The following is a 23,535-nucleotide window of genomic DNA, read 5'->3' as shown; positions in this document are numbered from 1 at the left end:
CGTCTGGGACTCGATGCAACGCAGGCAGGACGACTACGAGCAGCGCCGCGATACCGAGGCCGGCACCGGCGCCGGCGCGGAGGCGCCGTCTCCCGATCCCTCTCGGCTGGACTCGCCCTGGCCGGTCCGGCCTGGTGTCCCGGACCCGTGGCCCCGCGTGGACATGGACCACGCCGGCGCACCCGACCTGGAAGAGATCCCCGTCGAGAAACCCGTCCGGCGCCGATACCAACCACTCCCGACCTTCCATTACGACGGCGACATCCCCATCAGCGCCACCACCCGACGACCACGCAAACAGCAGGACCCGCCACCGAAGTTCGACCCCGGACCACCACCCTTCTGACCCGAGAGCCCGGCCCGCCATCGCAGGCCAGCAAGGTCAGAACCCCGAACGCAACACCACCCCCACCTGTAGAGGGGCACACCACCGTGCCCCTCTACAGGCACGCCCGGAAACGAAGTTGCGGCGGGGCGAGTGGGGGAGTGGGATCGGCAATATGAGCGATTGCAGCCCAGCGCCGGGCCAACACGTCCCGAATTCAGTGCTCCTCGAGGTGCCGGCGGACCAGAGGGTCGCGCAGAACGAGCTCGTCTTCGCCCTCCGCGACGCGAACCCGGTCTCCCCTGGGCACACACTCGTCATCCCGTTCCGCCAGATCACGACCTGGTTCGATGCCGACCCGAGCGAGTGGTCCGCAGGGTGGGACCTCATCGGTCGCTGCAAGGATGAGCTCGACAGCGCGCTCGCTCCCGACGGGTACAACGTCGGGTTCAATGCGGGACGAGCGGCGGGGCAGACGGTCCCGCATGCTCATCTCCACCTGATCCCGCGCTTCGCCGGCGACGTGCAGAACCCGGTAGGGGGAGTACGGCACGCCGTGATCGGGCGCGGATTCTACGAGTGACCCGACCGGAGTGCGGCTGACGGCGGTACCAGCCGCAGCGGCGGCACCGCACCCACTGTCGGAGTGAGGCGCTCAGCCCACCTGCTCGGACAGCTCCAGCCAGCGCTCCTCGGTCTCGGCGAGCTCGCCCTGGACCTCCTGGAGCGTCGCGCCGAGCTCCTGGAGGCCGGAGACGTCCCCCGGATCGTGCGAGGTCATCTGCGCTGTGAGCTCCTCGGCGCGACGGGTCAGCTTCTCCATCCGCCTCTCGACGGCGGACAGCGCCTTCTGCGCCTCCCTCAGCTCGCGGCCCGAGAGACCGCTGGCGGGGGAGGCCGCCGTCGGCTGAGCATCGGGGGCCGGCGCCGACGCCCCCGCCGACGTCCCGGCGCCGCCCTCGCCCGCGCCCGCCGCCCGCAGCGCGAGGTACTGCTCGACGCCGCCCGGCAGGTGCCGCACGTGACCGTCCAGCACCGCGTACTGGAGGTCCGTCACGCGCTCGAGCAGGTACCGGTCGTGGGAGACCACGATCAGTGGGCCGGGCCAGGTGTCCAGCAGATCCTCCATGGCCGCGAGCATGTCGGTGTCCATGTCGTTCGTCGGCTCGTCGAGCACCAGCACGTTGGGCTCGTCCAACAGCGTCAGCAGCAGATCCAATCGCCGCTGCTGCCCGCCGGAGAGGGAGCCCACGCGCACCTTCTGATGCGCGGTGGTGAAACCGAGGCGCTCGAGCAGCTGGCCCGGGGTGACCTCGTCCTTGCCCGCCCGGAACGTGGTGCGGTAACGGCCGACGACATCGCTGACCCGCTCGTCCAGATGATCGGCGAGGCCCTCGAGCTTCTGGGTGACCTGCTGGACGGTGACGGTCTTCCCGCGCTTCACGCGTCCGGCCATCGGGTCCAGATCCCCGGTGACCAGGGCCAGCAGCGTCGACTTGCCGGCGCCGTTAGGGCCCAGCACGCCGATCCTGTCCGCCGGGCCCACATGGAGGGTGACGTCCTGGATCACCGCGCGTCCCTCGTACCCGGCGGTCACGCCCTCGAGGTCGATGACGTCGCGGCCCAGTCGCGAGGTCGCCAGCTGCGTGAGCTCGACCGTGTCCCGCAGGGGCGGCTCGCCGGCGATCAGCTCGTTCGCGGCGTCGATCCGGAACTTCGGCTTCGACGTGCGTGCGGGAGCCCCGCGGCGCAGCCACGCGAGCTCCTTGCGCATGAGGTTCTGACGCTTGGCCTCGATCGCGGCGGCCTGGCGGTCGCGCTCCACCCTCTGCAGGACGTACGCCGCGTATCCGCCCTCGAAGGGGTCGACCACGCCGTCGTGCACCTCCCACATGCGGGTGCAGACCTCGTCGAGGAACCAGCGGTCGTGGGTGACGACCACGATGCCCCCGCTGCGCGAGGGCCAGCGCCGCTTCAGGTGGCCCGCCAGCCAGGAGATGCCCTCGACGTCCAGATGGTTCGTGGGCTCGTCCAGGAGCATCACGTCCACGTCGCGCACGAGCAGCTCGGCGAGGTGCACGCGGCGCAGCTGCCCTCCGGAGAGGCTCGTGAGCTCGGCGTCGAGGTCGAGCTCGCCCAGCAGGCCGGAGAGCACGTCGCGGATCCGGGGGTCCGAGGCCCATTCGTGCTCGGGGCGGTCGCCGACCGCGCGCGAGCGGACGCTCTCCCCGATCTCGGCCACGTCCTGCTGGGACAGCGCGCCCACGCGCAGGCCGCCGCGGACGGTCACGCGTCCGTCGTCGGGCGTCTGAGCCCCCGCGAGCACGCGCAGCAGCGTGGACTTGCCGTCGCCGTTGCGTCCGACGACGCCGATGCGGTCGCCGTCCTCGATGCCCAGGGTGACGGCGTCCAGGAGGACGCGGTCGGGCAGGGCGACGTGGATCTTCTCGGCTCCCAGCAGATGGGCCATGCGGTCGGGGCTCCGTATCGGTTTCCGCGGGCCCGTGCCGGTGGCAGGGGCCCGCGTCGGTGGTTCTGGTGCGTCAGTTCTCGGTCTCGAAGGGCAGCAGCAGCTCGCGCAGCGCCCGGGCGAGCATCGGGCCGTCGGCGCGCCGCCCGTCGACCTCGTGCCCGTCGACCTCGTGCCCGTCGGCCCGCTGCTCCTCGTGGCCGCCGCCGAGGACCTCGCGCTCGGCCTCCAGGAGGATCTCCATGGCGGCGTCGACCTTCTCGGTGCCCGCGGGCTCGAGGCTCACGCGCACGGCGCGGCCGTCCTGCGGATCCTTCTCGCGCCGCACGAGCCCGCGCGAGGCGAGCTTCTCGAGACGCGTGGACATGGTGCCGCTGGTCACGAGCGTCTGCCGCATGAGCGCGCCGGGGCTCAGGGGCTCGCTTCCCGCTCGGCGCAGGGCCGAGAGGACGTCGAACTCCCAGCCCTCCAGGCCCGTCGCGGTGAAGGCTGCGCGGCGCGCGGTCTCCAGGTGGCGGGCGAGGCGCGAGATGCGGGAGAAGACCTCGAGGGGCGAGGTGTCCAGATCGGGCCGGGCCTGGGCCCAGCCGGCGACGATCCGGTCGACCTCGTCGGTGCGTGGGGCGGCAGGCGGCATGGGGGCGAGTCTACGGAATCGCCGGGGAGGAGCTGATGCGCACCTGGGCGGCGCTCCATCCCCGCCTCCGATCCCCGCCTCCGCTCCCGGCCTCATTTCCCGCGCAGCTGCGGGTCCTTCTGCAGAGCGCCCAGGCCGAACCAGGAGAGGTTCACCATCCGTGCGGCCACGTCCTCCTTCGCGGGGATGCGCGTCTCGAGCCACCACTGGCCGGTGAAGGCGACCATGCCCACGAGCATCTGCGCGTACAGGGCTGCGTCGGCCGCGGTGTAGCGGCGCAGCCGCAGCTGCGCGGTGAGGATCGACTCGACCTTCGCGGCGACGTCCCCGAGCAGCGTCGAGTACGAGCCGCCCTGATGGGTCGCGGGGGAGTCCCGCACCAGGATCCGGAAGCCGTCCTCGCGCTCGTCGATGTAGGTGAGGAAGGCGAGGGCCGCGCGCTCCATGAGCGTGCGCGGGTGGGCGCGGTGATCGTCCAGCGCCGCCTCCAGCGCTCCCAGCAGGGTCGAGGTCTCGCGGTCCACGATCACCGCGTACAGCCCCTCCTTGCCGCCGAAGTGCTCGTAGACGATCGGCTTCGAGACCTGGGCCCGGGCGGCGATCTCCTCGACGCTGGTGGCGTCATAGCCCTTCTGGGCGAACACCGAGCGGCCGATCACCACGAGCTGCTCGCGGCGCTCGCGCCCGCTCATCCGCGGGGCGCGGGCACGGGGACCGGCGGCGCGGGCGGACGGCTTCTCGGAGGCGGGGGCCATGAGGCGAGTCTCCCACGCCTCGCCCCGCCGCTCGCCCGCCCGACGTCGGCCGATAGGATCCCGATGGCCCCGCCCCGGGGCGCTCCGCCATGGTGTAATCGGCAACACCTCAGATTTTGGTTCTGAAGTTTCAGGTTCGAGTCCTGATGGCGGAACGGTCCGCCGGCGCTCGCGTCGGCGCCGGATCCGGAACCGTGCCAGCGCCCCGTCCAGCGCACCGAGGAGAACCGCGTGAACGTCCCCGCACCTGCCGCCGTCATCGTGCTCGCCGCAGGAGCCGGCACCCGCATGAGATCCAGGATCCCCAAGGTCCTGCACCCGTTGTGCGGCCGCTCCCTGCTGCTGCATGCGATCGAGGCCGCCCGCGGCACCTCGCCCGCGCAGCTGATCGCCGTGGTCCGCCACGAGCGCGAGAAGGTCGCCGGCCATCTCGCCGAGCACGCGCCCGACGTCCTCATCGCGGACCAGGACGCCGTTCCCGGCACGGGCCGCGCCGTCCAGTGCGGACTCGAGCAGGTCGGCGCCCCCTCCGGCACCGTGCTCGTCACCTACGGGGACGTGCCGCTGCTGGACGCGGCGACGCTCACCGAGCTCGTCGCCGCGCACGAGGGCGCGGGCAGCGCCGTCACGGTGCTCACCGCCCGCGTCCCCGACCCCACCGGCTACGGCCGCATCCTGCGCGACGCGCAGTCCGGCGAGGTCGCCGCGATCGTCGAGCACAAAGACGCCGACGAGAACCAGCGCGCGATCGACGAGATCAACTCCGGCATCTACGCCTTCGACGTCGACGTGCTGCGCCGTGCCCTTGGCCAGGTCACCACCGACAACGCCCAGGGCGAGATGTACCTCACCGACGTGCTCGCGATCGCGCGCGCCGAGGGCGGCGCCGTGCGCTCCCTGGTCACCGAGGACGCGATGCTCGTCGAGGGCGTCAACGACCGCGTCCAGCTCGCCCAGCTCGGCTCCGAGATGCGCCGCCGCCTCCTCGAGCGCCACATGCGCGCGGGCGTCACGATCGTCGACCCCGCGACCACCTGGGTCGACGCGGAGGTCTCGATCGGTCAGGACACCGTGATCCAGCCCGGCGTGCAGCTGCTGGGCGCGACCACGATCGGCGAGGACGTCCGCCTGGGCCCCGACTCGACCCTCGAGGACACCGAGGTCGACGACGGCGCGAGCGTGGTGCGCACCCACGCGCTGCTCGCCGAGATCGGCACCGGCGCGACCGTCGGCCCCTTCACCTACCTGCGTCCGGGCACGGTGCTGGGTGCGGACGGCAAGATCGGCGGCTTCTGCGAGACGAAGAACGCCCAGATCGGCGACGGCGCGAAGGTGCCCCACCTCAGCTACGTCGGGGACGCCGAGATCGGCGAGGGCACCAACATCGGGGCCGCCACGATCTTCGCGAACTACGACGGGGTCGACAAGCACCGCTCGCGGGTCGGCCGCCATGCGAAGGTCGGCGCCGACAACGTGATCATCGCCCCCGTCGAGATCGGTGACGGGGCGGTGACCGGCGGCGGCACCACGATCCTTCAGGACGTCCCGCCCGGGGCGCTGGCCGTCAACGACACCACCATGAAGATCGTGGAAGGATGGACCTCGCGCCGACGGCCCGGCACCGTCGCCGACGAGGCGGCGCGCGCCGCCCAGGCCGGCGCCGGCGAGACGGAGGCGTCTTCGTCCGAGGACGGGAAGGAACAGGAGAACTGATGAGCGGTATCACCGCGACAGGCGAGAAGCGGCTGGTCCTGGTCTCCGGGAGGGCTCATCCCGTGCTCGCCCAGGAGGTCGCCGAGGAGCTCGGGGTCGACGTGCTCCCGATGGACGCCTGGGACTTCGCCAACGGCGAGATCTACGTGCGCTACGGCGAGTCGGTGCGCGGCGCCGACGCTTTCGTGCTCCAGTCCACGCCCGCCCCGATCAACCAGTGGGTGATGGAGCACCTGATCATGATCGACGCGCTCAAGCGGGCCTCCGCCAAGCGCGTCACCGCGATCGCCCCCTCCTTCCCCTATGCCCGCCAGGACAAGAAGCACCGCGGCCGCGAGCCGATCTCCGCGCGCCTCATGGCGGACCTCTACGAGACCGCCGGCATCGACCGCATGATCTCGGTGGACCTGCACGCCCCGCAGGTCCAGGGCTACTTCAACAGCCCGCTCGACCACCTCATGGCGCTGCCGATCCTCGCGGGCTACGTGAGCTCGAAGTACGGCGAGGAGGACCTCACGGTCGTCTCGCCCGACGCCGGGCGCATCCGCGTGGCCGAGCAGTGGGCCAAGCGCCTGGGCGGTGTGAACCTGGCCTTCATCCACAAGTCGCGCGACCCCAAGAAGCCCAACCAGGCCGTCGCCAAGCGCGTCATCGGCGACGTGGCGGGGAAGACCTGCGTGCTGGTGGACGACATGATCGATACCGCCGGCACCATCGTGCAGGCCGTCGAGGCGCTGAAGGCGAACGGCGCCGCGAGCGTCATCGTCGCGACCACCCACCCGATCCTCTCCGATCCCGCCGCCGAACGCCTGCGCAGCAGCAGCGTGCGCGAGGTCATCTGCACCAACACCCTGCCGATCCCCGAGGAGAAGTGGTTCGACGGGCTCACCCAGCTCTCGATCGCCCCGCTGCTCGCCCGCGCCATCCGCGCGGTCTTCGACGACGGCTCCGTCACCAGCCTCTTCGACGGCGAGGTCTGACGCCGGGCAGAAGCATTGGCGGACGCATCGACGGACGGCCGGGCACGGGGCTGTGAGGCCCCTCGCCCGGCCGTCCTGCGTCGGGCCCGCCCGTGATAATCTCGCCGCGTCACTTCGGCGAGGGAGAGCATCCGCTCTCCGTGATCGACGCGGTGCGGGACGGCTCCCTCGGCGAGGGCGCCCGGTTCCGCGGCGTGCGCTCGCCGCCCGGAAACCGCAAGGAGCATCCCCATGGCTGAGAAGCTGAACGTCGAGAAGCGCGAGGAGTTCGGCAAGGGCGCAGCCCGCCGCATCCGCAGCGAGAACAAGATCCCCGCCGTCCTGTACGGCCACGGCACCGATCCGGTGCACCTCGTGCTGCCCGGCCACGAGACCGCACTGGCGGCCCGCAACGCCAACGCGCTGCTGGACCTCACCCTCCCCGACGGCGAGTCGCACCTGGGCCTCATCAAGGAGATCCAGCGCCACCCGCTGTCGCGCAACATCACCCACCTCGACCTGATCCTCGTCCGCCGCGGCGAGAAGGTCGAGGTCGACATCCCCGTCTACGTCACCGGCGAGCCCGTCTCCCCGGCGATCGCGGTCGTCGACGCCCAGTCGCTCACCCTCTCCGTGGACGCCCTCGCGGTGCCCGAGAGCATCGAGATCTCCGTCGAGGAGCAGGAGGACGGCTACCAGCTGTTCGCCGGCGACGTCGTCCTTCCCCAGGGCACCGAGCTCATCACCGATCCGGAGCTGCTCGTCGTCGCGGTGCAGCTGCCGCGCGTCGAGGAGGAGCCCGAGGAGGAGACCGAGGGCGAGGAGACCGCCGAGGGCGAGGAGTCCTCGGAGGACGCCGAGGAGTCCCCGGAGGAGTCCGAGAAGCAGGAGTGAGCCCGGGCGGTCGCCCGTGCGATCGCTTGCTCACAGCTCGTCACCGGGGCGTCGCGCACTGCGCGGCGCCCCGGTAGCGTCTCCCAGGTCCCCGCCCCACATCGCCCCTGGAGGATGCCCCCATGACCACCGCGAACGAGACCTTCCTCGTCGTCGGCCTCGGCAACCCGGGCCCCTCCTACGCGGCCACCCGCCACAACATCGGCCAGATGGTGCTCGACCACGTCGCCGCCCAGACCGGCGGTCGCTTCAAGTCGGCGCGACGCGCCCCCGCCGTCGTCATCGAGGGTCGGATGGGCCCGCCCGGGGCGGGCGCCCGCACGATCCTCGCGAAGTCCACAGGATTCATGAACACCTCCGGCGGCCCCGTCTCCGCCCTCGCCTCCTTCTACGGTGTCGATCCCGAGCACGTGATCGTCGTGCACGACGAGGTCGACCTGCCCTTCGGCGCCCTCCGCCTCAAACGGGGCGGGGGAGAGGGCGGCCACAACGGGCTGCGGGACATCACCAAGGCCCTCGGCACCAAGGACTACCTGCGCGTGCGCGTCGGGGTCGGCCGCCCGCCCGGCCGGCAGGACACCGCGGACCACGTCCTCGCGCCCTTCCGCCCCGCCGAGCGCAAGGAGCTCGACCTCGTGATCGACGAGGCGGGCGACGCGCTCGAGCTGCTCGTCCTCGAGGGCCTCACCGCCGCCCAGCAGACCGTCCACTCCCGGGAGGCCCGATGACCGCCTCGAACCCGCCGGCCCCGTCGGCACCGCTCGCACCGCTGCTCGACCTCGTCGCGAGCGGTGAGGACCTCACGCGCCTGCGCGAGCTCGTCGCCCCCGGCCCGGCCGCCTCCGACGTGCCCGTCGAGGACTCGGCGACCGTCGCCCCGACCTCCCTGGTACCCTTCGCGGTCGCCGACCTCGCGCGCAGCGCCACGCCCGAGTCGCCCCTCGTCGTGCTCACCGCCACGACCCGTGCGGCCGAGGATGCGCGCGCCGCCCTCGACGCGATGGTCGGCACCGCGCACGTCGCCGAGCTGCCCGCCTGGGAGACCCTCCCGCACGAGCGGCTGTCCCCGCGCGCCGACACCGTCGCCCGGCGCCTGCAGACCCTGCGGCGCATCGCCCACCCCGAGACCGAGCAGGGCGTCAGCGTGCTTCTGCTCCCGGTGCGCAGCCTGCTGCAGCCGATCGCGAAGGGCCTCGGCGACCTGCGCGCCGTGCGCGCCCGCGTGGGTGACGACTACCCGCTCGAGCGCCTCGAGCAGGACCTCGTCGGCGCCGCCTACGTGCGCACCGACATGGTCGAGAAGCGCGGCGAGTTCGCCGTGCGCGGCGGGATCCTCGACGTCTTCCCGCCCACCGAGCCCCACCCCGTGCGCGTGGACCTGTTCGGCGACGAGGTCGACGAGGTCCGCTACTTCTCCATCGCCGACCAGCGCTCCCTGGAGTCCGTGCCCCACGGGCTGGACGCCGCGCCCTGCCGCGAGATCCTGCTCGGCGAGGCCGTGCGCGAGCGCGCCCGGGACATGGCCGAGAAGCTCCCGGGCGTGCGCGACATGCTCGAGCGGATCGCCGCCGGCATCGCCGTGGACGGCATGGAGTCGCTCAGCCCCGTGCTGGTGGGGGAGATGGAGCAGGTCGTCGACGTGCTCCCCGCGGACTCCCGCTTCCTCGTGATCGACCCCGAGCGCGTGCGCGCCCGCGGGGCGGAGCTGGTCTCCACGACCGACGAGTTCCTCGCCGCGGCCTGGTCGAGCGCCGCCGCAGGCGGCGGACTGCCCATCGACGTGGGCGAGGCGAGCTTCGTGCCGCTCCCGGACGTGCGCGAGCACGCCCGCTCCCGAGGCCAGCGCTGGCACACCCTCGCGCCCTTCGGCCTCGAGACCGACGTCGACCTCACCGCGCGCGCCGTGAACCACCCCGGCTACTCCGGTCGCGGCGAGGACATCGCGAAGGATCTCACCGCCCGTCGCACCGAGGGCTGGCGGATCGTGGTCACGATGACCGGCAGCGGCGGTGCCCGCCACGCCGCCGAGTCGCTCGAGGAGCAGGGCGTGCCCGCGCGGTACGTCCATCCGCTCGACGTTCCGCCCGCACCGGGCGAGCCGATCGTCACGGTCGGCCCCTTCGTCGACGGCCTCGTCGACGAGTCTCTGCGGCTCATGGTGATCTCCGAGCGCGATGTCACCGGCAAGACGGGCCAGCGCCGCGCCGGGGGCGAGCGGCGGATCCCCTCGCGCCGCCGCAACGTCGTGGACCCCCTGCAGCTGCGTCCGGGCGACCACGTCGTCCACGCGCACCACGGCGTCGGCCGCTTCGTCGAGATGACCAGCCGCACCGTGGGCTCCGGCGCCAAGGCGACCACCCGCGAGTACCTCGTCATCGAGTACGCGGCCTCGAAGAAGGGGCAGCCGGGGGACCGGCTGTACGTCCCCAGCGACCAGCTCGACCAGGTCACCAAGTACGTCGGCGGCGAGGACCCCACGGTCAACCGCATGGGCGGCGCCGACTGGGCGAAGACCAAGTCGCGGGCCCGCAAGGCGATCCGCGAGATCGCCGACGAGCTCGTGCGCCTGTACTCCGCGCGTCAGAGCGCGCCCGGCCACTCCTTCGGCCCCGACACCCCCTGGCAGCGCGAGCTCGAGGACTCCTTCGAGTTCGTCGAGACCCCCGATCAGCTCTCCACGATCGACGACGTCAAGGGCGACATGGAGAAGGCGGTCCCGATGGACCGCCTGATCCTCGGCGACGTCGGCTACGGCAAGACGGAGATCGCGGTGCGCGCCGCCTTCAAGGCCGTCCAGGACGGCAAGCAGGTCGCCGTGCTCGCCCCCACGACGCTGCTCTCCCAGCAGCATCTGGACACCTTCACCGAGCGCTTCACGGGCTTCCCCGTCACCGTGCGCGGGCTCTCCCGCTTCCAGTCCGATGCCGACTCGCAGGCCACCATCGAGGGCCTGCGCGACGGCAGCGTCGACGTGGTCATCGGCACCCACCGCCTGATCACGGGGCAGGTGCGTTTCAAGGACCTGGGCCTGCTGATCATCGACGAGGAGCAGCGCTTCGGCGTCGAGCACAAGGAGACCCTCAAGGCGATGCGCACGAACGTGGACGTGCTGTCCATGTCGGCCACGCCGATCCCGCGCACCCTCGAGATGGCCGTGACCGGCATCCGTGAGATGTCCACGCTCGCGACCCCGCCCGAGGAGCGCCATCCCGTGCTCACCTACGTGGGTGCGGAGGACGACAAGCAGATCACCGCCGCGATCCGCCGCGAGCTGCTGCGGGAGGGCCAGGTCTTCTTCATCCACAACCGCGTCGAGGACATCGACGCCACCGCCCAGCGCCTGCGCGAGCTCGTGCCCGACGCGCGCGTGCAGGTCGCCCACGGCAAGATGAACGAGAACCAGCTCGAGCGGGTCATCGTCGACTTCTGGGAGAAGGAGTTCGACGTGCTCGTGTGCACCACGATCGTCGAGACCGGCCTGGACATCGCCAACGCCAACACGCTGATCGTCGAGAACGCCGACCGCTTCGGCCTCTCCCAGCTGCACCAGCTGCGCGGTCGCGTGGGCCGCTCGAGCGAGCGCGCCTACTCGTACTTCCTCTACGACGGGTCGAAGCCGCTCACCGAGACCGCCTCGGACCGCCTCACCACGCTGGCCACCAACACCGATCTCGGCGCGGGCATGCAGGTCGCCATGAAGGACCTCGAGATCCGCGGCGCCGGCAACCTGCTGGGCGGCGAGCAGTCGGGGCACATCGCCGGCGTCGGCTTCGACCTCTACGTGCGGATGGTGGGGGAGGCCGTCGCGGCCTTCCGCGGCGAGTCCACCGCGCCCACCAAGGACGTCAAGGTCGAGCTGCCGCTGGACGCCCATGTGCCCCACGACTACATCGCCTCCGAGCGCCTGCGCCTCGAGGCCTACTCGAAGCTCTCCGGCGCGAGCGATCCCGCGACCATCGAGGAGGTCCGCGCCGAGCTCACGGACCGCTACGGCGCGCCGCCCGCCCCGGTCGAGGTGCTGCTGGACGTGGCCCGCTTCCGCCTGGAGTGCCGCGACGCCGGCCTCGAGGAGGTGCAGGCGCAGGGCAAGATGATCCGCTTCGCCCACCTCGATCTGCCCGACTCGGTGGCCATGCGCATGAAGCGCCTGTACCCGGGCACCATGCTCAAGCCCGCAGTGCGCCAGGTGCTCGTCCCCCGGCCGACGACCTCGCGCGTGGGCGGCACAGAGCTGCGCGACCACGAGCTCCTCGCCTGGGCACGGAAGGTGCTCGGCGTGCTGAAGCCGGCCCCGGCGGAGGACGCGGCGTGAGCACGGACCAGCCGGAGGACCGGGGCACGGCGCGGGGGAGCGAGCTGCTGCGCGCCGTCGCCGTGATGGACGCCCTGCGCGCCCCCGACGGGGACGCCTGGAGCGCCCTGCAGACCCATCATTCTCTCGCCCGCTACCTCCTCGAGGAGACCCACGAGGTCCTCGAGGCGATCGAGGAGAGGACCGACGGGACGGGCCCGTCCGCCGCGGGCCATCTGCCCGACGAGCTCGGCGACCTGCTCTTCCAGATCCTCTTCCACGCCCGTCTCGGGCAGGAGGAGGACCCCGCCTGGGACGTCGACGACGTGGCCCGCGCCTTCGTCGAGAAGATGGAGCGGCGCAACCCGCACGTCTTCGGCGCGGACCGCGAGGACGCGCTCGGGGACCGCGGCGACGTCGAGCAGATCATCGCCCAGTGGCACGCCGTGAAGGCGCAGGAGCGGGCGGAGGAGGACGGGCCGCACGGGTCCGACGCGGCAGGCTCCCTCCCCACCGCTTGGTTCGAGGGCATCCCGCACGCCCTGCCCGCGCTGCAGGCGGCGGCCAAGAGCGTCCACAGGTCGCGGTCCGACGGGCGGATCGACGAGCTCACCGCGGCCGCGGAGTCCGCCGCCTCGGCCCCGGACGCCGAGGACTGGGGCGCGGACATCGCCCTGCGGCTGCTCGACGTGGTGCGCGAGGCCGAGGCCCGCGACGTCGACCCCGAATCGGCGCTGCGCACCCTGCTCACGCGCACCCGCGACCTCTCGCGCTGAGGGGCCCGCGCCCGCCGTGGGCGCCCCAGGATCGGTCCCCGGTCGGCGACTAGACTGGTCCCGACACCGGGGCCGCCCGCGCGGCGCCGGACCTGACCTCACCGAAGGAAGGAAACCCACATGGCTCTCATCGACGCCGTCCTGTCCCGCGAGATCCTCGACTCGCGAGGCAACCCCACCGTCGAGGTCGAGGTGCTGCTCGACGACGGCACCTTCGCCCGCGCCGAGGTGCCCTCCGGCGCCTCCACCGGCCAGTTCGAGGCCGTCGAGCTGCGCGACGGCGACAAGGGCCGCTACCTCGGCAAGGGCGTGACCAAGGCCGTCCAGGCCGTCGTCGACTCCCTGGGCCCGGAGGTCGTGGGACTGGACGCGCAGGAGCAGCGCGCCATCGACCAGGCCATGATCGAGGCGGACGGCACCGCCAACAAGGGCACCCTGGGAGCGAACGCGATCCTCGGCGTCTCCCTCGCGGTCGCCCGCGCCGCCGCCGACTCCTCGGCCCTCCCGCTCTACCAGTACGTCGGCGGCCCGAACGCCCACGTGCTCCCCGTCCCGATGATGAACATCCTCAACGGCGGGTCCCACGCGGACTCCAACGTCGACATCCAGGAGTTCATGATCGCGCCGATCGGTGCGAGCAGCTTCGTCGAGGCCGTCCGCATGGGCGCCGAGGTGTACCACGCGCTCAAGGCCGTCCTCAAGGAGCGCGGCCTGTCCACGGGCCTCGGCGACGAGGGCGGCTTCGCGCCGAACCTCGAGTCCAACCGTGCGGCGCTCGACCTCATCCTCGAGGCGATCCGCAACGCCGGCTACGCCCCTGGCGCCGACGTGGCGCTCGCGCTCGACGTCGCCGCCTCCGAGTTCTTCGAGGACGGCTCCTACGCCTTCGAGGGCGGCAAGAAGTCCAGCCAGGAGCTCATCGACTACTACACCGAGCTCGTGGACGCCTACCCGCTGGTCTCCATCGAGGACCCGCTGGACGAGGAGGACTGGGACGGCTGGAAGGCCATCACCGACGCCCTGGGCGACAAGGTCCAGATCGTGGGCGACGACCTCTTCGTCACCAACCCCGAGCGCCTCGGCAAGGGCATCGACCTCGGCGCCGCCAACGCGCTGCTGGTCAAGGTCAACCAGATCGGCTCGCTCACCGAGACCCTCGACGCGGTCGACCTCGCGCACCGCAGCGGCTACCGCTGCATGATGTCGCACCGCTCGGGCGAGACTGAGGACACCACGATCGCCGACCTCGCGGTCGCCGTGAACTGCGGCCAGATCAAGTCCGGCGCCCCCGCCCGCGGCGAGCGCGTGAACAAGTACAACCAGCTGATCCGCATCGAGGAGGAGCTGGGCGAGGCCGCGACCTACGCCGGCGCCTCGGCGTTCCCGCGGTTCTCCGCCTGAGCGCGCTACCCTCGAGCGCATGACTGCACGACGACCGGGCGCCCCGCGGTCCACGGGACGCCCGGTCGCCGCGTCCGGGGGCCGGCGCGGCGATCGCGCCCGCGCCTCCGGCGATCGGCGACCGGGCAGCGCCTCCTCGCGCCCTGCCTCCGCCTCCCGCCCGCGCAGCGTGCCCCGCGGCACGGATCCGGCCGACGAGCCCGACGGCCCGGTCATCACGATCACGCGTCGGGCGCTCATCCTCATCGCGGTGATCGTCGTGGCACTCGCCACTCTCGTGCCGACGCTCAACACCTTCATCGCCCAGCGCCAGGAGCTCGCCTCCCTCCAGGACCAGGTCTCCGACCAGCGGGACGAGGTCGCCGATCTCCAGACGCAGGTCGACCGCTGGGACGACCCGAACTACGTGGCCGCCCAGGCCCGCGAGCGACTGCTCTACGCGATGCCGGGGGAGACGCAGTATCGGCTCATGGACTCCTCGGGGAACGACGTCCCGCTCACGGAGGCCCAGCAGAAGCAGGCGGAGGCCTCTTCTGGCGACTGGTACACGACCCTGTGGAGCAGCGTCGAGGGCGCGAGCCGCGCCGACCCCGGCACCACGTCGGTCTCGCCCGCCGACGGCAGGGCAGACGACCCGCAGGCCCCCGGCACGGGCAAGAACAACGGATCCGGCGCCTCCGACGCGGGCGGCGACGCCGACTCACCCAGCGACCAGGACGACGAGTGACCACGCTTCCCCAGCCCCTTCCCACCCCGTTCCCCGGCGCGCTCCCGCCGCTGCCGCACGAGACCCCCGCGAGCGAGGACGACCTCGCGCGGATGCGGGACCAGGTGGGCCGCGAGATGCGCGGCGTCCACTCGGTCGCGCGCCGCTGCGCCTGCGGGCGCCCCGCCGTGGTGCGCACCCTGCCCCGGCTCCCCGGCGGCACGCCGTTCCCGACCTCGTTCTATCTCACCCTGCCCAGCATGGTGCAGGCCGCCTCGCACCTCGAGGCCGCGGGGCGCCTCGCCGAGCTCACCGCGCAGCTCGGCGAGGATCCCGAGCTCGCCGCGGGCTTTCGCCGCGCCCACGAGCGCTACCTCGAGCGCCGCGCCGAGCTCGGGAGCGTCGAGGAGATCGAGGGCATCAGCGCGGGCGGCATGCCCGGCCGCGTGAAGTGCCTGCACGCGATCATCGGCCACGGCCTTGCCGAGGGGCCCGGGATCAACCCCGTGGCAGACCTCGTCCTCGCCGAGGTCGCGCCCGACACCATGATCTCCGTCTGCCACTGCGAGAGCCTCGAGCAGGCCGCCGAGGAAGAGGTCGAGCGATGAGCGCCGCCGAGAGCTCCGCGCCCCCCGTCGCCGCGATCGACTGCGGCACGAACTCCATCCGCCTGCTGATCGCCCGCGGCTCGGCCGACGGCGGGCTCGTGGACGTCGAGCGCAGGATGGAGGTCGTGCGCCTGGGCTACGGCGTGGACCGCACCGGGCGGTTCGACCCCGCCGCGATCGAGCGCACCCTCGCGGCGACGCGCGAGTACGCCGCGGCGATCTCCGCGCACGGCGCCGAGCGGATCCGCTTCGTCGCCACCTCCGCGACGCGCGACGCCGCCAACCGCGAGGAGTTCATCGACGGCGTCCGGGAGATCCTCGGGGTCGTTCCCGAGGTCGTCCCCGGGGATGTCGAGGCCGAGCTCTCCTTCCGCGGAGCCGTGAGCACCCTCGACGGACTCGTCCCCGGGCAGCGCCTGGTCGTGGACATCGGCGGCGGCTCCACCGAGCTCGTCGCCGGCGTCGAGGCGCCCGAGCACCGGATCAGCCTGGACATGGGCTCCGTCCGTCTCACCGAGCGCCACCTGCGCTCCGACCCGCCGAGCACCGCGGAGATCGAGGCTGCGAGCGCGGACATCGACTCCCTGCTCGACCGCGCCGAGGAGACCGTGCCGCTGGCACCCACCCGCACCCTCGTCGGCGTCGCCGGGACCGTCACCACGCTCACCGCTCTCGCGCAGGGCCTCGAGGTCTACACGCCCGACGCCACCCACGGCGCGCGCCTGGACATCGCCCGCGTGCGCGAGGTCTGCCTCGAGGTGCTCGCCATGAGCACGGACGAGCGCCGACGCCGCCCGATCATCCATCCCGGGCGGATCGACGTGATCGGCGCCGGCGCGCTGATCTGGGAGCGCGTGCTCGCGCGGGTGCAGGACGCCTCCGGGATCGTCGAGGTGCGCTCCTCCGAGCACGACATCCTCGACGGCATCGCACTGTCCCTGCTGTGATCTGAGCCACCGCGCGGGAAGCGGCGACCTGCACGAACGTGCGGGCAGTGGCGCAGAAACGACCCCGAAGCGGTGATGTCTTGCCGAGCGGAGGTTTTTTCCTCGCACAGCCGCTTGGCCCTATCCTGTCGGTATGAACACCATCACCGGCGGAAAGCCCCATGTCCTCATCCTCGGCGGCGGGTCCGTCGGGCTCACCACGGCCAGCGAGCTGCGCAAGTCGCTCGGCTCCGACATCGCGATCACGGTCGTGGACTCGCGCCCGTACCTGACCTTCGCTCCCTTCCTTCCCGAGGTGGGCTCCGGCTCGATCGACCCGCGCAACGCGCTGGCCCCGCTGCGCAAGGCGCTCTCGGGCACCAAGGTCGTCACCGGTGCCGTCACCGGCGTGAAGAGCTCCGAGAAGGTCATCTCGGTCGAGACCGAGGACGGGGACGACCTCGAGATCTCCTACGACTACCTCGTGCTGGGCCTGGGCTCCGTGCCGCGTCTGCTGCCGATCCCCGGCCTCGCCGAGAACGCGATCGGCTTCAAGTGGGTCGAGGAGGCCGTGGCCGTGCGCGACCGCATCCTCGCGAACCTCGCGGAGGCCGCGTCGACCAAGGATCCCCGCACCCGCAAGCGCCTGCTCACCTTCACCTTCATCGGCGGCGGCTTCGCCGGCGGCGAGGCCGTGGCGGAGGCCGAGGACATGGTCCGCGACGCCCTGCGCTACTACCCCGACCTGCATTCCTCGGACGTGCGCTTCGTGCTCATCGACGCCGCGCCCTTCATCTTCCCCGAGGTCAGCGAGGAGCAGCGCGCCTACGCGCTCAACCAGCTGCGCGAGCGCGGCGTCGAGGTCAAGCTCGAGACGTTCGTGAACTCCTGCGAGAACAACGTCATCAAGACCAGTGACGACGACGAGTTCGAGACCGACCTGATCGTCTGGAACGCGGGCGTGAAGCCCAACCCGCTGCTGAGCGAGGCCGAGGCCTTCGACATCCCCGTGCTCTCCGAGCGCGGCCCGAAGATGGGCAAGCTCGAGTGCCTCCCCGACCTGCGCGTCAAGGGCGCCGACGGCGCCATGGACGACGTGTTCGCCGGCGGCGACTGCGCGGCCGTCCCGGACCTGGCCTCCGGCGAGGACAAGATCTGCCCGCCCAACGCCCAGCACGCCGTGCGCCAGGGCAAGCGGATCGCGGACAACGTCACGCGCTCCGTGCAGGGACGCCCGCTCGTGGACTACTACCACAAGAACATGGGCACCATGGCGACCCTCGGCATGTACAAGGGCATGGGCTACGTGCTGCTCGGCGACAAGCGCATCGAGCTCAAGGGCCTCCCGGCCTGGGCCGCGGCGCGCGCCTACCACCTGTACACGATGCCGACGATCGGCCGGAAGGCCGCCGTCGTCGCCGACTGGGTGAGCACCGCGATCTCGCGCCGCGACATCATCGGCATCCCTCAGTCGACCAACCCCCGCGGCGCCTTCGAGCTCGCGGCCGGTCCGAAGAAGAAGTGACGCGCTGACCGCCATGCGCACGAGGCGCTGACGCGCCAGGACGCCGACGGGCCCCGGGGAACCATCCCCGGGGCCCGTCGGCGTCCTGCTGTCCGGACCCTCGACCCCGATGATCTGTCGCGCACAGCAGGCCCGCCGTGCGCACTCCGGGCCTTCCCGCGTGCCCTATGATGTGACCGTACGTGATCGGCGAACGATCGATCCGGTCATGCTCGATCATCGCTGAGCCGTCCGTTGGGTGCTGCCCGAGCCGGACGGCGGATTGCAGGAGGACCCGTGGAGATCATCATCGCGAAGGACGCCGAGCAGGCGGCCGCCCTCGTCGCCGACCGTTTCGAGGAGGTTCTGCACGTGCGCGGCGAGGACGGCGCCGTGCTCGGTCTGGCGACCGGCTCGAGCCCGGTCCTCACCTATCGCGAGCTGATCGCGCGCCATCGTGAGCAGGGACTGAGCTTCGCCCACGCCCGCGCCTTCCTGCTCGACGAGTACATCGGCCTCAGCGCCGACCACGAGCAGAGCTACCACCGCTTCATCCGCGACAACTTCACCGGCCACGTGGACATCCCTGATGAGCTCGTGCTCTCGCCCGACGGCGAGGCGGCCGACCCGCGTGCGGAGGCCGTGCGCTACGACGCCTCGATCGGCGAGGCCGGCGGCGTGGACATCCAGATCCTCGGCATCGGCGCCAACGGCCACATCGGTTTCAACGAGCCCACCAGCTCCTTCGGCTCCCGTACCCGCGTGAAGACCCTCACCGAGCAGACTGTGCGCGACAACGCGCGCTTCTTCTCGAGCGCCGACGAGGTCCCGATCCACGTCCTCACCCAGGGCCTCGAGACCATCCGCGAGGCGCGCCGGATCGTGCTCATCGCGACCGGCGAGGGGAAGGCCCAGGCCGTGCGGGACATGGTCGAGGGGCCCGTGAGCGCGGCCTGCCCGGCGAGCATCCTGCAGATGCACCCCGCGGTCACGGTCGTCGTGGACGAGTTCGCGGCGCGTGATCTCACGCACGCCGACTACTACCGCTTCATCCAGTCGCAGAAGGACCGCCTGGACAGCTGAGCAGTGCGTGCGCTCGGCACTTGTCCGCCGAGCGCACACGCCCACGGGCATCCGCAGCGCCGATCCGGCGCGCGCGGAGCGTCCGCGGCACCGGCCCCGGGGGCGCCCCGCGCGCGTGCGCCGATAGCATCTGGACATGCACACGACGCCCCCCGGCACGACCGCGCCCGCCCCCACCGGCGCCCCCTCAGGCCTCGACCGCTTCTTCGGGATCAGCGCCCGCGGCTCGAGCGTCGGCCGCGAGGTGCGCGGCGGCATCGTCACCTTCTTCGCGATGTGCTACATCGTGGTGCTGAATCCTCTGATCATCGGCACGGTCCCCGACTCCACCGGGCACTACCTGGGCGGCGGCACCGAGCCGAACCTCCCCGCGGTCGCCGCCGGCACGGCGCTCGTGGCCGGACTGCTCACGATCCTCATGGGCGCCTGGGCGAAGTTCCCCCTGGCCCTCGCCGCGGGCCTCGGCCTGAACGCCGTGATCGCCTACTCGGTCGCGCCGCTGCCGGGCATGACCTGGGCGGGCGCGATGGGCCTCGTGGTCATCGAGGGCGTCGTCGTGCTGATCCTCGTGCTCACCGGCTTCCGCCGGGCCGTCTTCAACGCGGTGCCGCCGTTCATGAAGACCGCGATCGGCGTGGGCCTGGGCCTGTTCATCGCCTTCGTGGGCCTGTTCAACGCCCGCTTCATCACCCCCGCCGACGGCACCCCGGTCCAGCTGGGTGCGGACGGCTCCCTGGCGGGCTGGCCGATCCTCGTCTTCATCGTGGGCCTGGTCCTCATGTTCGCGCTGTACGTGCGCAGGATCCCCGGCGCCATCCTGATCGCGATCGTCGCCGCGACCGTGCTCGCGATCGTCATCGAGCAGGTCGTCGGCGTGGGCGCGTACTCCGACGGGTCCGACGGCGGTGCCGCGAACCCGCACGGCTGGAGCCTGAACGTGCCGAGCCTCGGCGGCTCGCCCCTGCAGATGCCCGACTTCTCGACCCTGTTCACCGTCGACCCCATCGGGGGCATCACCGCGGCCGGCGCCGTGGGCGCGACCACGATCGTGTTCTCGCTGCTGCTGGCCGACTTCTTCGACACCATGGGCACCATGGTCGCGGTCGCCGCCGAGGGCGACATGCTCGACGAGGACGGCGACATCCCCCATTCCCAGCGGATCCTGGTGGTCGACTCCCTCGCGGCGATCGCCGGCGGCGTCGGCGGCGTCTCCTCCAGCACGAGCTACGCCGAGTCGGCATCGGGCGTCGCCGAGGGCGCCCGCACGGGCCTGGCGGCGGTCGTCGCGGGCCTCGCGTTCCTGCTCAGCACCCTGCTCTCACCGCTCGTCGCGATGGTGCCCTACGAGGCGGCCACCCCGGCGCTGGTGATGGTCGGCTTCCTCATGATGACCCAGGTGACCTCGATCGACTTCACCGACGTCGAGAAGGCGATCCCCGCCTTCCTCACCATCATGCTCATGCCCTTCACGTACTCGATCACGGTGGGCATGGGCGCGGGCTTCCTCATGTACGTCGTGATCCGGATCGTGCGCGGCAAGGCCCGCGAGGTCCACTGGCTCATGTACGTGGTGGCCGTGCTGTTCGTGCTCTACTTCCTGCGCGGCCCCCTCGAGAGCCTGCTGACGTGAGCGACCCGGCTCGCGAGGCGCACGTCGACGACATCGTCGCGGACCTCCACCGCGTGCTGCTGGTGTCCTCGCGGCGTCTGCGCTCGCGCGCCGCCTCCGACGAGGTCTCCGTGGCCCAGTTCTCCGTCCTCGCCTACCTCCACCGGGAGGGCGAGGCGACGCCGGGCCGTGTCGCCGACTTCGAGCGCGTGAGCCCGCCCGTGATGACCCGCATCATCGCGCGGCTCGAGGAGGCGGGCTGGGTCGCCCGGCGCCCCCACCCGGGCGACCGGAGACAGGTCCTGCTCGCCCTCACCGAGGCGGGCGCGACGATCGTCGAGGAGGGCCGACGGGCCCGCAGCGCCTGGCTGCGCGAGAGGGTCGACGGCCTCGACGACACCCAGCTCGGGCAGCTGGAGACGGCCGCCCGCATGCTGCGCGACGTCCTCCTGGACGCTCCGCGCGACAGCGTCCGCGAGTAGCCGCGCCGGAGCGGTGCGAAGGAAGGGCCCGGGCCGACGGCTCGAGGGCCATCCGGCCCGGGCCCTTCGCCCGGGTGGTCCGGTCCGTCTCCGTGACCGGTCCTCTGCTCAGCCCTCCCGCAGGGCGTCCAGGACGTGGTCGAGGACGGCGATCAGGGCGCGCACATCGGACTCCGGCACCGCGGGGAACGTCGCGATCCGCAGCTGATTGCGGCCGAGCTTCCGGTACGGCTCGATGTCCACGATCCCGCGCGAGCGCAGCAGAGAGGCGATGCCCGCGGCGTCGACGTCGTCGGCCAGGTCGAGCGTCGTCACGACCTGCGAGCGCAGCGACGGGTCCGTGACGAAGGGGGAGACCTCCTGACGTGTCGCGGCCCAGTTCTGCAGCAGGCCGCTCGTGGCACGGGTGCGGGCGTCGGCCCAGGCGAGGCCCCCCTGGGCGAGGATCCACTCGATCTGCTCCGCGAGCAGCACGAGAGTGGCGATCGCCGGGGTGTTCAGCGTCTGGTTCTTGCGAGAGTTGCTGATCGCGGCCGTGAGCGAGAGGAACTCGGGGATCCAGCGGTCGCCGTCGGCGAGCTGCTCGGCGCGCTCGATCGCGGCGGGGGAGAGGGCCGCGATCCAGAGCCCGCCGTCGGAGGCGAAGGACTTCTGCGGGGCGAAGTAGTACGCATCGGTCTGGGCGATGTCCACGGCCACCCCGCCCGCGGCGCTCGTCGCGTCGACGAGGACGAGCTGGCCCTCGTCGGCTCCCTCCGGCCGACGCACCGGGAGCATGACTCCGGTCGAGGTCTCGTTCTGCGGCCAGGCGTAGGCGTCCACCGCGGCATCCGCCCGGGGAGCGATGCCGGTCCCGGGCTCGGCGCGCAGCACCGAGGGATCCGCGAGATGGGGCGCGCCGGCGGTCTCCGCCGCGAACTTCGAGGAGAACTCGCCGAGGACCAGGTGCTGCGCGCGCCCGCGGATCAGACCGAAGGCGGCCGCATCCCAGAACGCGGTCGAGCCGCCGTTGCCCAGGACGATCTCGTACCCCTCGGGGAGGGAGAAGAGCTCCGCGAGGCCCTCGCGGACCCGGCGCACGAGGTCCTTGACGGGCGCCTGTCGGTGGGAGGTCCCCATGACGCTCGAGCCGACGGCCGAGAGAGCGGCCATCTGCTCGGGACGGATCCGCGAGGGACCGGAGCCGAACCGACCGTCCGTCGGGAGCAGCTCTTCGGGGATGGTGATGCGGTCGAGCGCGGGCACTGGGCCTCCTGCGAGGTGAGGATGGTGGACAGGGCGCGGCGGCCGCGGCGCCGGAAAGCGCCGCGTCGGCGCCGACCATGCCATTGTCCGACGAGGCTCCGTCTCCGTGCGACACGGCTCCGCTGTGTGGACGGTCCCGTAGGGGACGGACGAGGGCCCGAGTTCTGGCAGTATCGGAGGCATGAACCGCGCGGACCTCGACAAGAACCCCTACGACGTCGCCGGGATGTTCGACGGCATCGCGCGCAGGTACGACCTGATGAACGACCTCGCCGCACTGGGCCAGGTGCGCTCGTGGCGCCGGGCCATGGTGGACTCGCTCGACATCTCCCCGGGCCAGCAGGTCCTGGACCTCGCCGCCGGCACGGGCACGTCGACGGCCGCGCTGGTCGACGCCGGCGCCGACGCCGTGGCCGCGGACTTCTCCCTGGGCATGATGGAGGAGGGCCGTCGGCGCCAGCCGCACATCCCGTTCGTCGCCGCCGATGCACAGGCGCTGCCGTTCGCTGATGACTCCTTCGACGCAGCCGTCATCTCCTTCGGTCTGCGCAACGTGCAGCGGCCCCGGACCGCGATCGGCGAGATGGCGCGCGTGGTCCGGCCCGGAGGGCGGGTTGTCATCTGCGAGTTCTCGACTCCCACCTCCACCGTGTTCCGCACGGTCTACAGCAGGTATCTGCTGCGCGCGATCCCCGCGGTCGCCCATCGGGTGACGCAGAGCCCGGAGGCGTACGACTACCTCTCGGAGTCGATCCTCGACTGGCCGGACCAGGAGGAGCTGCGCACCTGGATGCTCGAGGAGGGCCTGAAGCAGGTCCAGTTCCGCAACCTCACCGGCGGCATCGTCGCCCTGCATCGCGGCGAGGTGCCGTCCGCCTGAGCCTCGGCCCCAGGGCCCGTGCCCACGCCCAGGACCCGTGCCCACGCCCAGGACCCGTGCCCACGCCCCGGGTCCGGCCTCGCAGGTCTGCGGCAACCCTCCACAGGCACGGCGCGAGGGCTCCGATCACGCGAGAGAGGAGACTCCGGCGCCGACGAGCGGGGCCCACGCGGCCGCACGTGGTGCAGAACACGCTCTGACCAGGGGCTGTGGAGTTGACGTGGGGGCTCGGGGTGCGTAAGTTATTACCTCGTGCCCGGCCGACAGGTTC

The 23,535-nt window shown here is 72.1% G+C and carries 21 protein-coding genes and 1 tRNA gene; 18 read left to right on the top strand and 4 right to left on the bottom strand.

Going from position 1 to position 23,535, the window contains the following annotated elements; all coding sequences use genetic code 11:
• Both ACFQ53_RS16390 and ACFQ53_RS16385 read left to right on the top strand, forming a co-directional pair.
• Nucleotides 1–346, top strand: a 346-nt coding sequence (locus ACFQ53_RS16390; RefSeq protein WP_377861599.1) for a hypothetical protein, incomplete at its 5' end; no start/stop codon positions are given.
• Nucleotides 347–500: 154 nt separating this feature from the next.
• Nucleotides 501–908, top strand: a complete 408-nt coding sequence (locus ACFQ53_RS16385; protein ID WP_377861596.1) for an HIT family protein — start codon at nt 501–503, stop codon at nt 906–908.
• A gap of 72 nt (nt 909–980) precedes the next feature.
• Here the strand turns inward: ACFQ53_RS16385 and ACFQ53_RS16380 are convergent, their stop codons facing one another.
• The 3 genes from ACFQ53_RS16380 to ACFQ53_RS16370 all read right to left on the bottom strand — a co-directional run bounded on the left by ACFQ53_RS16380 (nt 981) and on the right by ACFQ53_RS16370 (nt 4,187).
• On the bottom strand, nt 981–2,795 hold the full coding sequence (locus ACFQ53_RS16380) for an ABC-F family ATP-binding cassette domain-containing protein (RefSeq protein WP_377861593.1): 1,815 nt from the start codon (nt 2,793–2,795) through the stop codon (nt 981–983).
• Nucleotides 2,796–2,868: 73 nt separating this feature from the next.
• Nucleotides 2,869–3,432, bottom strand: a complete 564-nt coding sequence (locus ACFQ53_RS16375) for a MarR family winged helix-turn-helix transcriptional regulator (RefSeq protein WP_377861591.1) — start codon at nt 3,430–3,432, stop codon at nt 2,869–2,871.
• A 92-nt stretch (nt 3,433–3,524) separates the two neighbouring features.
• Nucleotides 3,525–4,187, bottom strand: a complete 663-nt coding sequence (locus tag ACFQ53_RS16370; RefSeq protein WP_377861588.1) for a TetR/AcrR family transcriptional regulator — start codon at nt 4,185–4,187, stop codon at nt 3,525–3,527.
• Between the two features lie 83 nt (nt 4,188–4,270).
• Between ACFQ53_RS16370 and ACFQ53_RS16365 the strand changes: the two genes are divergently transcribed.
• The 15 genes from ACFQ53_RS16365 (at nt 4,271) to ACFQ53_RS16295 (ending at nt 21,139) form a co-directional block, all read left to right on the top strand.
• Nucleotides 4,271–4,342 (top strand) — tRNA-Gln (locus tag ACFQ53_RS16365).
• 76 nt (nt 4,343–4,418) lie between these two features.
• Nucleotides 4,419–5,900 (top strand): bifunctional UDP-N-acetylglucosamine diphosphorylase/glucosamine-1-phosphate N-acetyltransferase GlmU, encoded by a 1,482-nt coding sequence (gene glmU / locus ACFQ53_RS16360; RefSeq protein ID WP_377861585.1) that lies wholly within the window; start codon nt 4,419–4,421, stop codon nt 5,898–5,900.
• Nucleotides 5,900–6,880 (top strand): ribose-phosphate diphosphokinase, encoded by a 981-nt coding sequence (locus ACFQ53_RS16355; RefSeq protein WP_377861582.1) that lies wholly within the window; start codon nt 5,900–5,902, stop codon nt 6,878–6,880. The genes glmU and ACFQ53_RS16355 overlap by 1 nt, the downstream gene beginning before the upstream one ends.
• A gap of 231 nt (nt 6,881–7,111) precedes the next feature.
• On the top strand, nt 7,112–7,753 hold the full coding sequence (locus tag ACFQ53_RS16350; RefSeq protein ID WP_377861580.1) for a 50S ribosomal protein L25/general stress protein Ctc: 642 nt from the start codon (nt 7,112–7,114) through the stop codon (nt 7,751–7,753).
• Between the two features lie 122 nt (nt 7,754–7,875).
• Nucleotides 7,876–8,481 (top strand): aminoacyl-tRNA hydrolase, encoded by a 606-nt coding sequence (gene pth / locus ACFQ53_RS16345; RefSeq protein ID WP_377861577.1) that lies wholly within the window; start codon nt 7,876–7,878, stop codon nt 8,479–8,481.
• Nucleotides 8,478–12,065 (top strand): transcription-repair coupling factor, encoded by a 3,588-nt coding sequence (mfd, locus tag ACFQ53_RS16340; RefSeq protein ID WP_377861574.1) that lies wholly within the window; start codon nt 8,478–8,480, stop codon nt 12,063–12,065. Before pth ends, mfd begins: the two co-directional genes overlap by 4 nt.
• Nucleotides 12,062–12,820, top strand: coding sequence for a MazG nucleotide pyrophosphohydrolase domain-containing protein (locus ACFQ53_RS16335; RefSeq protein ID WP_377861571.1), 759 nt, complete (start codon nt 12,062–12,064; stop codon nt 12,818–12,820). Before mfd ends, ACFQ53_RS16335 begins: the two co-directional genes overlap by 4 nt.
• A gap of 120 nt (nt 12,821–12,940) precedes the next feature.
• Nucleotides 12,941–14,221 (top strand): phosphopyruvate hydratase, encoded by a 1,281-nt coding sequence (eno, locus tag ACFQ53_RS16330; protein WP_377861569.1) that lies wholly within the window; start codon nt 12,941–12,943, stop codon nt 14,219–14,221.
• A gap of 19 nt (nt 14,222–14,240) precedes the next feature.
• Nucleotides 14,241–14,948, top strand: coding sequence for a septum formation initiator family protein (locus ACFQ53_RS16325; protein ID WP_249480402.1), 708 nt, complete (start codon nt 14,241–14,243; stop codon nt 14,946–14,948).
• Entirely contained in the window at nt 14,945–15,535 is a 591-nt protein-coding gene (locus tag ACFQ53_RS16320) for a DUF501 domain-containing protein (protein ID WP_377861566.1), read from the top strand. Before ACFQ53_RS16325 ends, ACFQ53_RS16320 begins: the two co-directional genes overlap by 4 nt.
• Nucleotides 15,532–16,482 carry an exopolyphosphatase gene (locus ACFQ53_RS16315; protein ID WP_377861564.1) on the top strand — a complete coding sequence of 317 codons (951 nt, stop codon included), beginning with the start codon at nt 15,532–15,534 and terminating at the stop codon, nt 16,480–16,482. The genes ACFQ53_RS16320 and ACFQ53_RS16315 overlap by 4 nt, the downstream gene beginning before the upstream one ends.
• Before the next feature lie 133 nt (nt 16,483–16,615).
• Nucleotides 16,616–17,986, top strand: coding sequence for an NAD(P)/FAD-dependent oxidoreductase (locus tag ACFQ53_RS16310; RefSeq protein ID WP_377861561.1), 1,371 nt, complete (start codon nt 16,616–16,618; stop codon nt 17,984–17,986).
• 276 nt (nt 17,987–18,262) lie between these two features.
• Complete coding sequence (nagB, locus tag ACFQ53_RS16305; RefSeq protein WP_377861558.1) at nt 18,263–19,048, top strand: glucosamine-6-phosphate deaminase; 786 nt, start codon at nt 18,263–18,265, stop codon at nt 19,046–19,048.
• A gap of 136 nt (nt 19,049–19,184) precedes the next feature.
• Entirely contained in the window at nt 19,185–20,678 is a 1,494-nt protein-coding gene (locus ACFQ53_RS16300) for an NCS2 family permease (RefSeq protein WP_377861555.1), read from the top strand.
• On the top strand, nt 20,675–21,139 hold the full coding sequence (locus tag ACFQ53_RS16295) for a MarR family winged helix-turn-helix transcriptional regulator (protein WP_377861552.1): 465 nt from the start codon (nt 20,675–20,677) through the stop codon (nt 21,137–21,139). Before ACFQ53_RS16300 ends, ACFQ53_RS16295 begins: the two co-directional genes overlap by 4 nt.
• Nucleotides 21,140–21,247: 108 nt before the next feature.
• Here the strand turns inward: ACFQ53_RS16295 and serC are convergent, their stop codons facing one another.
• Entirely contained in the window at nt 21,248–22,384 is a 1,137-nt protein-coding gene (gene serC, locus ACFQ53_RS16290; RefSeq protein WP_377861549.1) for a phosphoserine transaminase, read from the bottom strand.
• Nucleotides 22,385–22,565: 181 nt separating this feature from the next.
• Here serC and ACFQ53_RS16285 point away from each other — a divergent pair, with 181 nt between their 5' ends.
• Nucleotides 22,566–23,264: a demethylmenaquinone methyltransferase gene (locus tag ACFQ53_RS16285; RefSeq protein WP_377861546.1), complete on the top strand. Its 699-nt coding sequence runs from the start codon at nt 22,566–22,568 to the stop codon at nt 23,262–23,264.
• Nucleotides 23,265–23,535: the final 271 nt, after the last annotated feature.

The organism is Brachybacterium sp. NPDC056505 (assembly GCF_042794925.1).
Lineage (GTDB): Bacteria > Actinomycetota > Actinomycetes > Actinomycetales > Dermabacteraceae > Brachybacterium > Brachybacterium kimchii.
This window is presented reverse-complemented; position numbering and strand designations above follow the sequence as displayed.

Excerpts from the sequence above, each read along its gene's own strand:
- ACFQ53_RS16385 (WP_377861596.1), top strand. The coding sequence starts at position 501 with ATGAGCGATTGCAGCCCAGCGCCGGGCCAACACGTCCCGAATTCAGTG.
- ACFQ53_RS16380 (WP_377861593.1), bottom strand. The coding sequence starts at position 2,795 with ATGGCCCATCTGCTGGGAGCCGAGAAGATCCACGTCGCCCTGCCCGAC.
- ACFQ53_RS16375 (WP_377861591.1), bottom strand. The coding sequence starts at position 3,432 with ATGCCGCCTGCCGCCCCACGCACCGACGAGGTCGACCGGATCGTCGCC.
- ACFQ53_RS16370 (WP_377861588.1), bottom strand. The coding sequence starts at position 4,187 with ATGGCCCCCGCCTCCGAGAAGCCGTCCGCCCGCGCCGCCGGTCCCCGT.
- ACFQ53_RS16355 (WP_377861582.1), top strand. The coding sequence starts at position 5,900 with ATGAGCGGTATCACCGCGACAGGCGAGAAGCGGCTGGTCCTGGTCTCC.
- ACFQ53_RS16350 (WP_377861580.1), top strand. The coding sequence starts at position 7,112 with ATGGCTGAGAAGCTGAACGTCGAGAAGCGCGAGGAGTTCGGCAAGGGC.
- pth (WP_377861577.1), top strand. The coding sequence starts at position 7,876 with ATGACCACCGCGAACGAGACCTTCCTCGTCGTCGGCCTCGGCAACCCG.
- mfd (WP_377861574.1), top strand. The coding sequence starts at position 8,478 with ATGACCGCCTCGAACCCGCCGGCCCCGTCGGCACCGCTCGCACCGCTG.
- eno (WP_377861569.1), top strand. The coding sequence starts at position 12,941 with ATGGCTCTCATCGACGCCGTCCTGTCCCGCGAGATCCTCGACTCGCGA.
- ACFQ53_RS16325 (WP_249480402.1), top strand. The coding sequence starts at position 14,241 with ATGACTGCACGACGACCGGGCGCCCCGCGGTCCACGGGACGCCCGGTC.
- ACFQ53_RS16315 (WP_377861564.1), top strand. The coding sequence starts at position 15,532 with ATGAGCGCCGCCGAGAGCTCCGCGCCCCCCGTCGCCGCGATCGACTGC.
- ACFQ53_RS16310 (WP_377861561.1), top strand. The coding sequence starts at position 16,616 with ATGAACACCATCACCGGCGGAAAGCCCCATGTCCTCATCCTCGGCGGC.
- ACFQ53_RS16300 (WP_377861555.1), top strand. The coding sequence starts at position 19,185 with ATGCACACGACGCCCCCCGGCACGACCGCGCCCGCCCCCACCGGCGCC.
- ACFQ53_RS16285 (WP_377861546.1), top strand. The coding sequence starts at position 22,566 with ATGAACCGCGCGGACCTCGACAAGAACCCCTACGACGTCGCCGGGATG.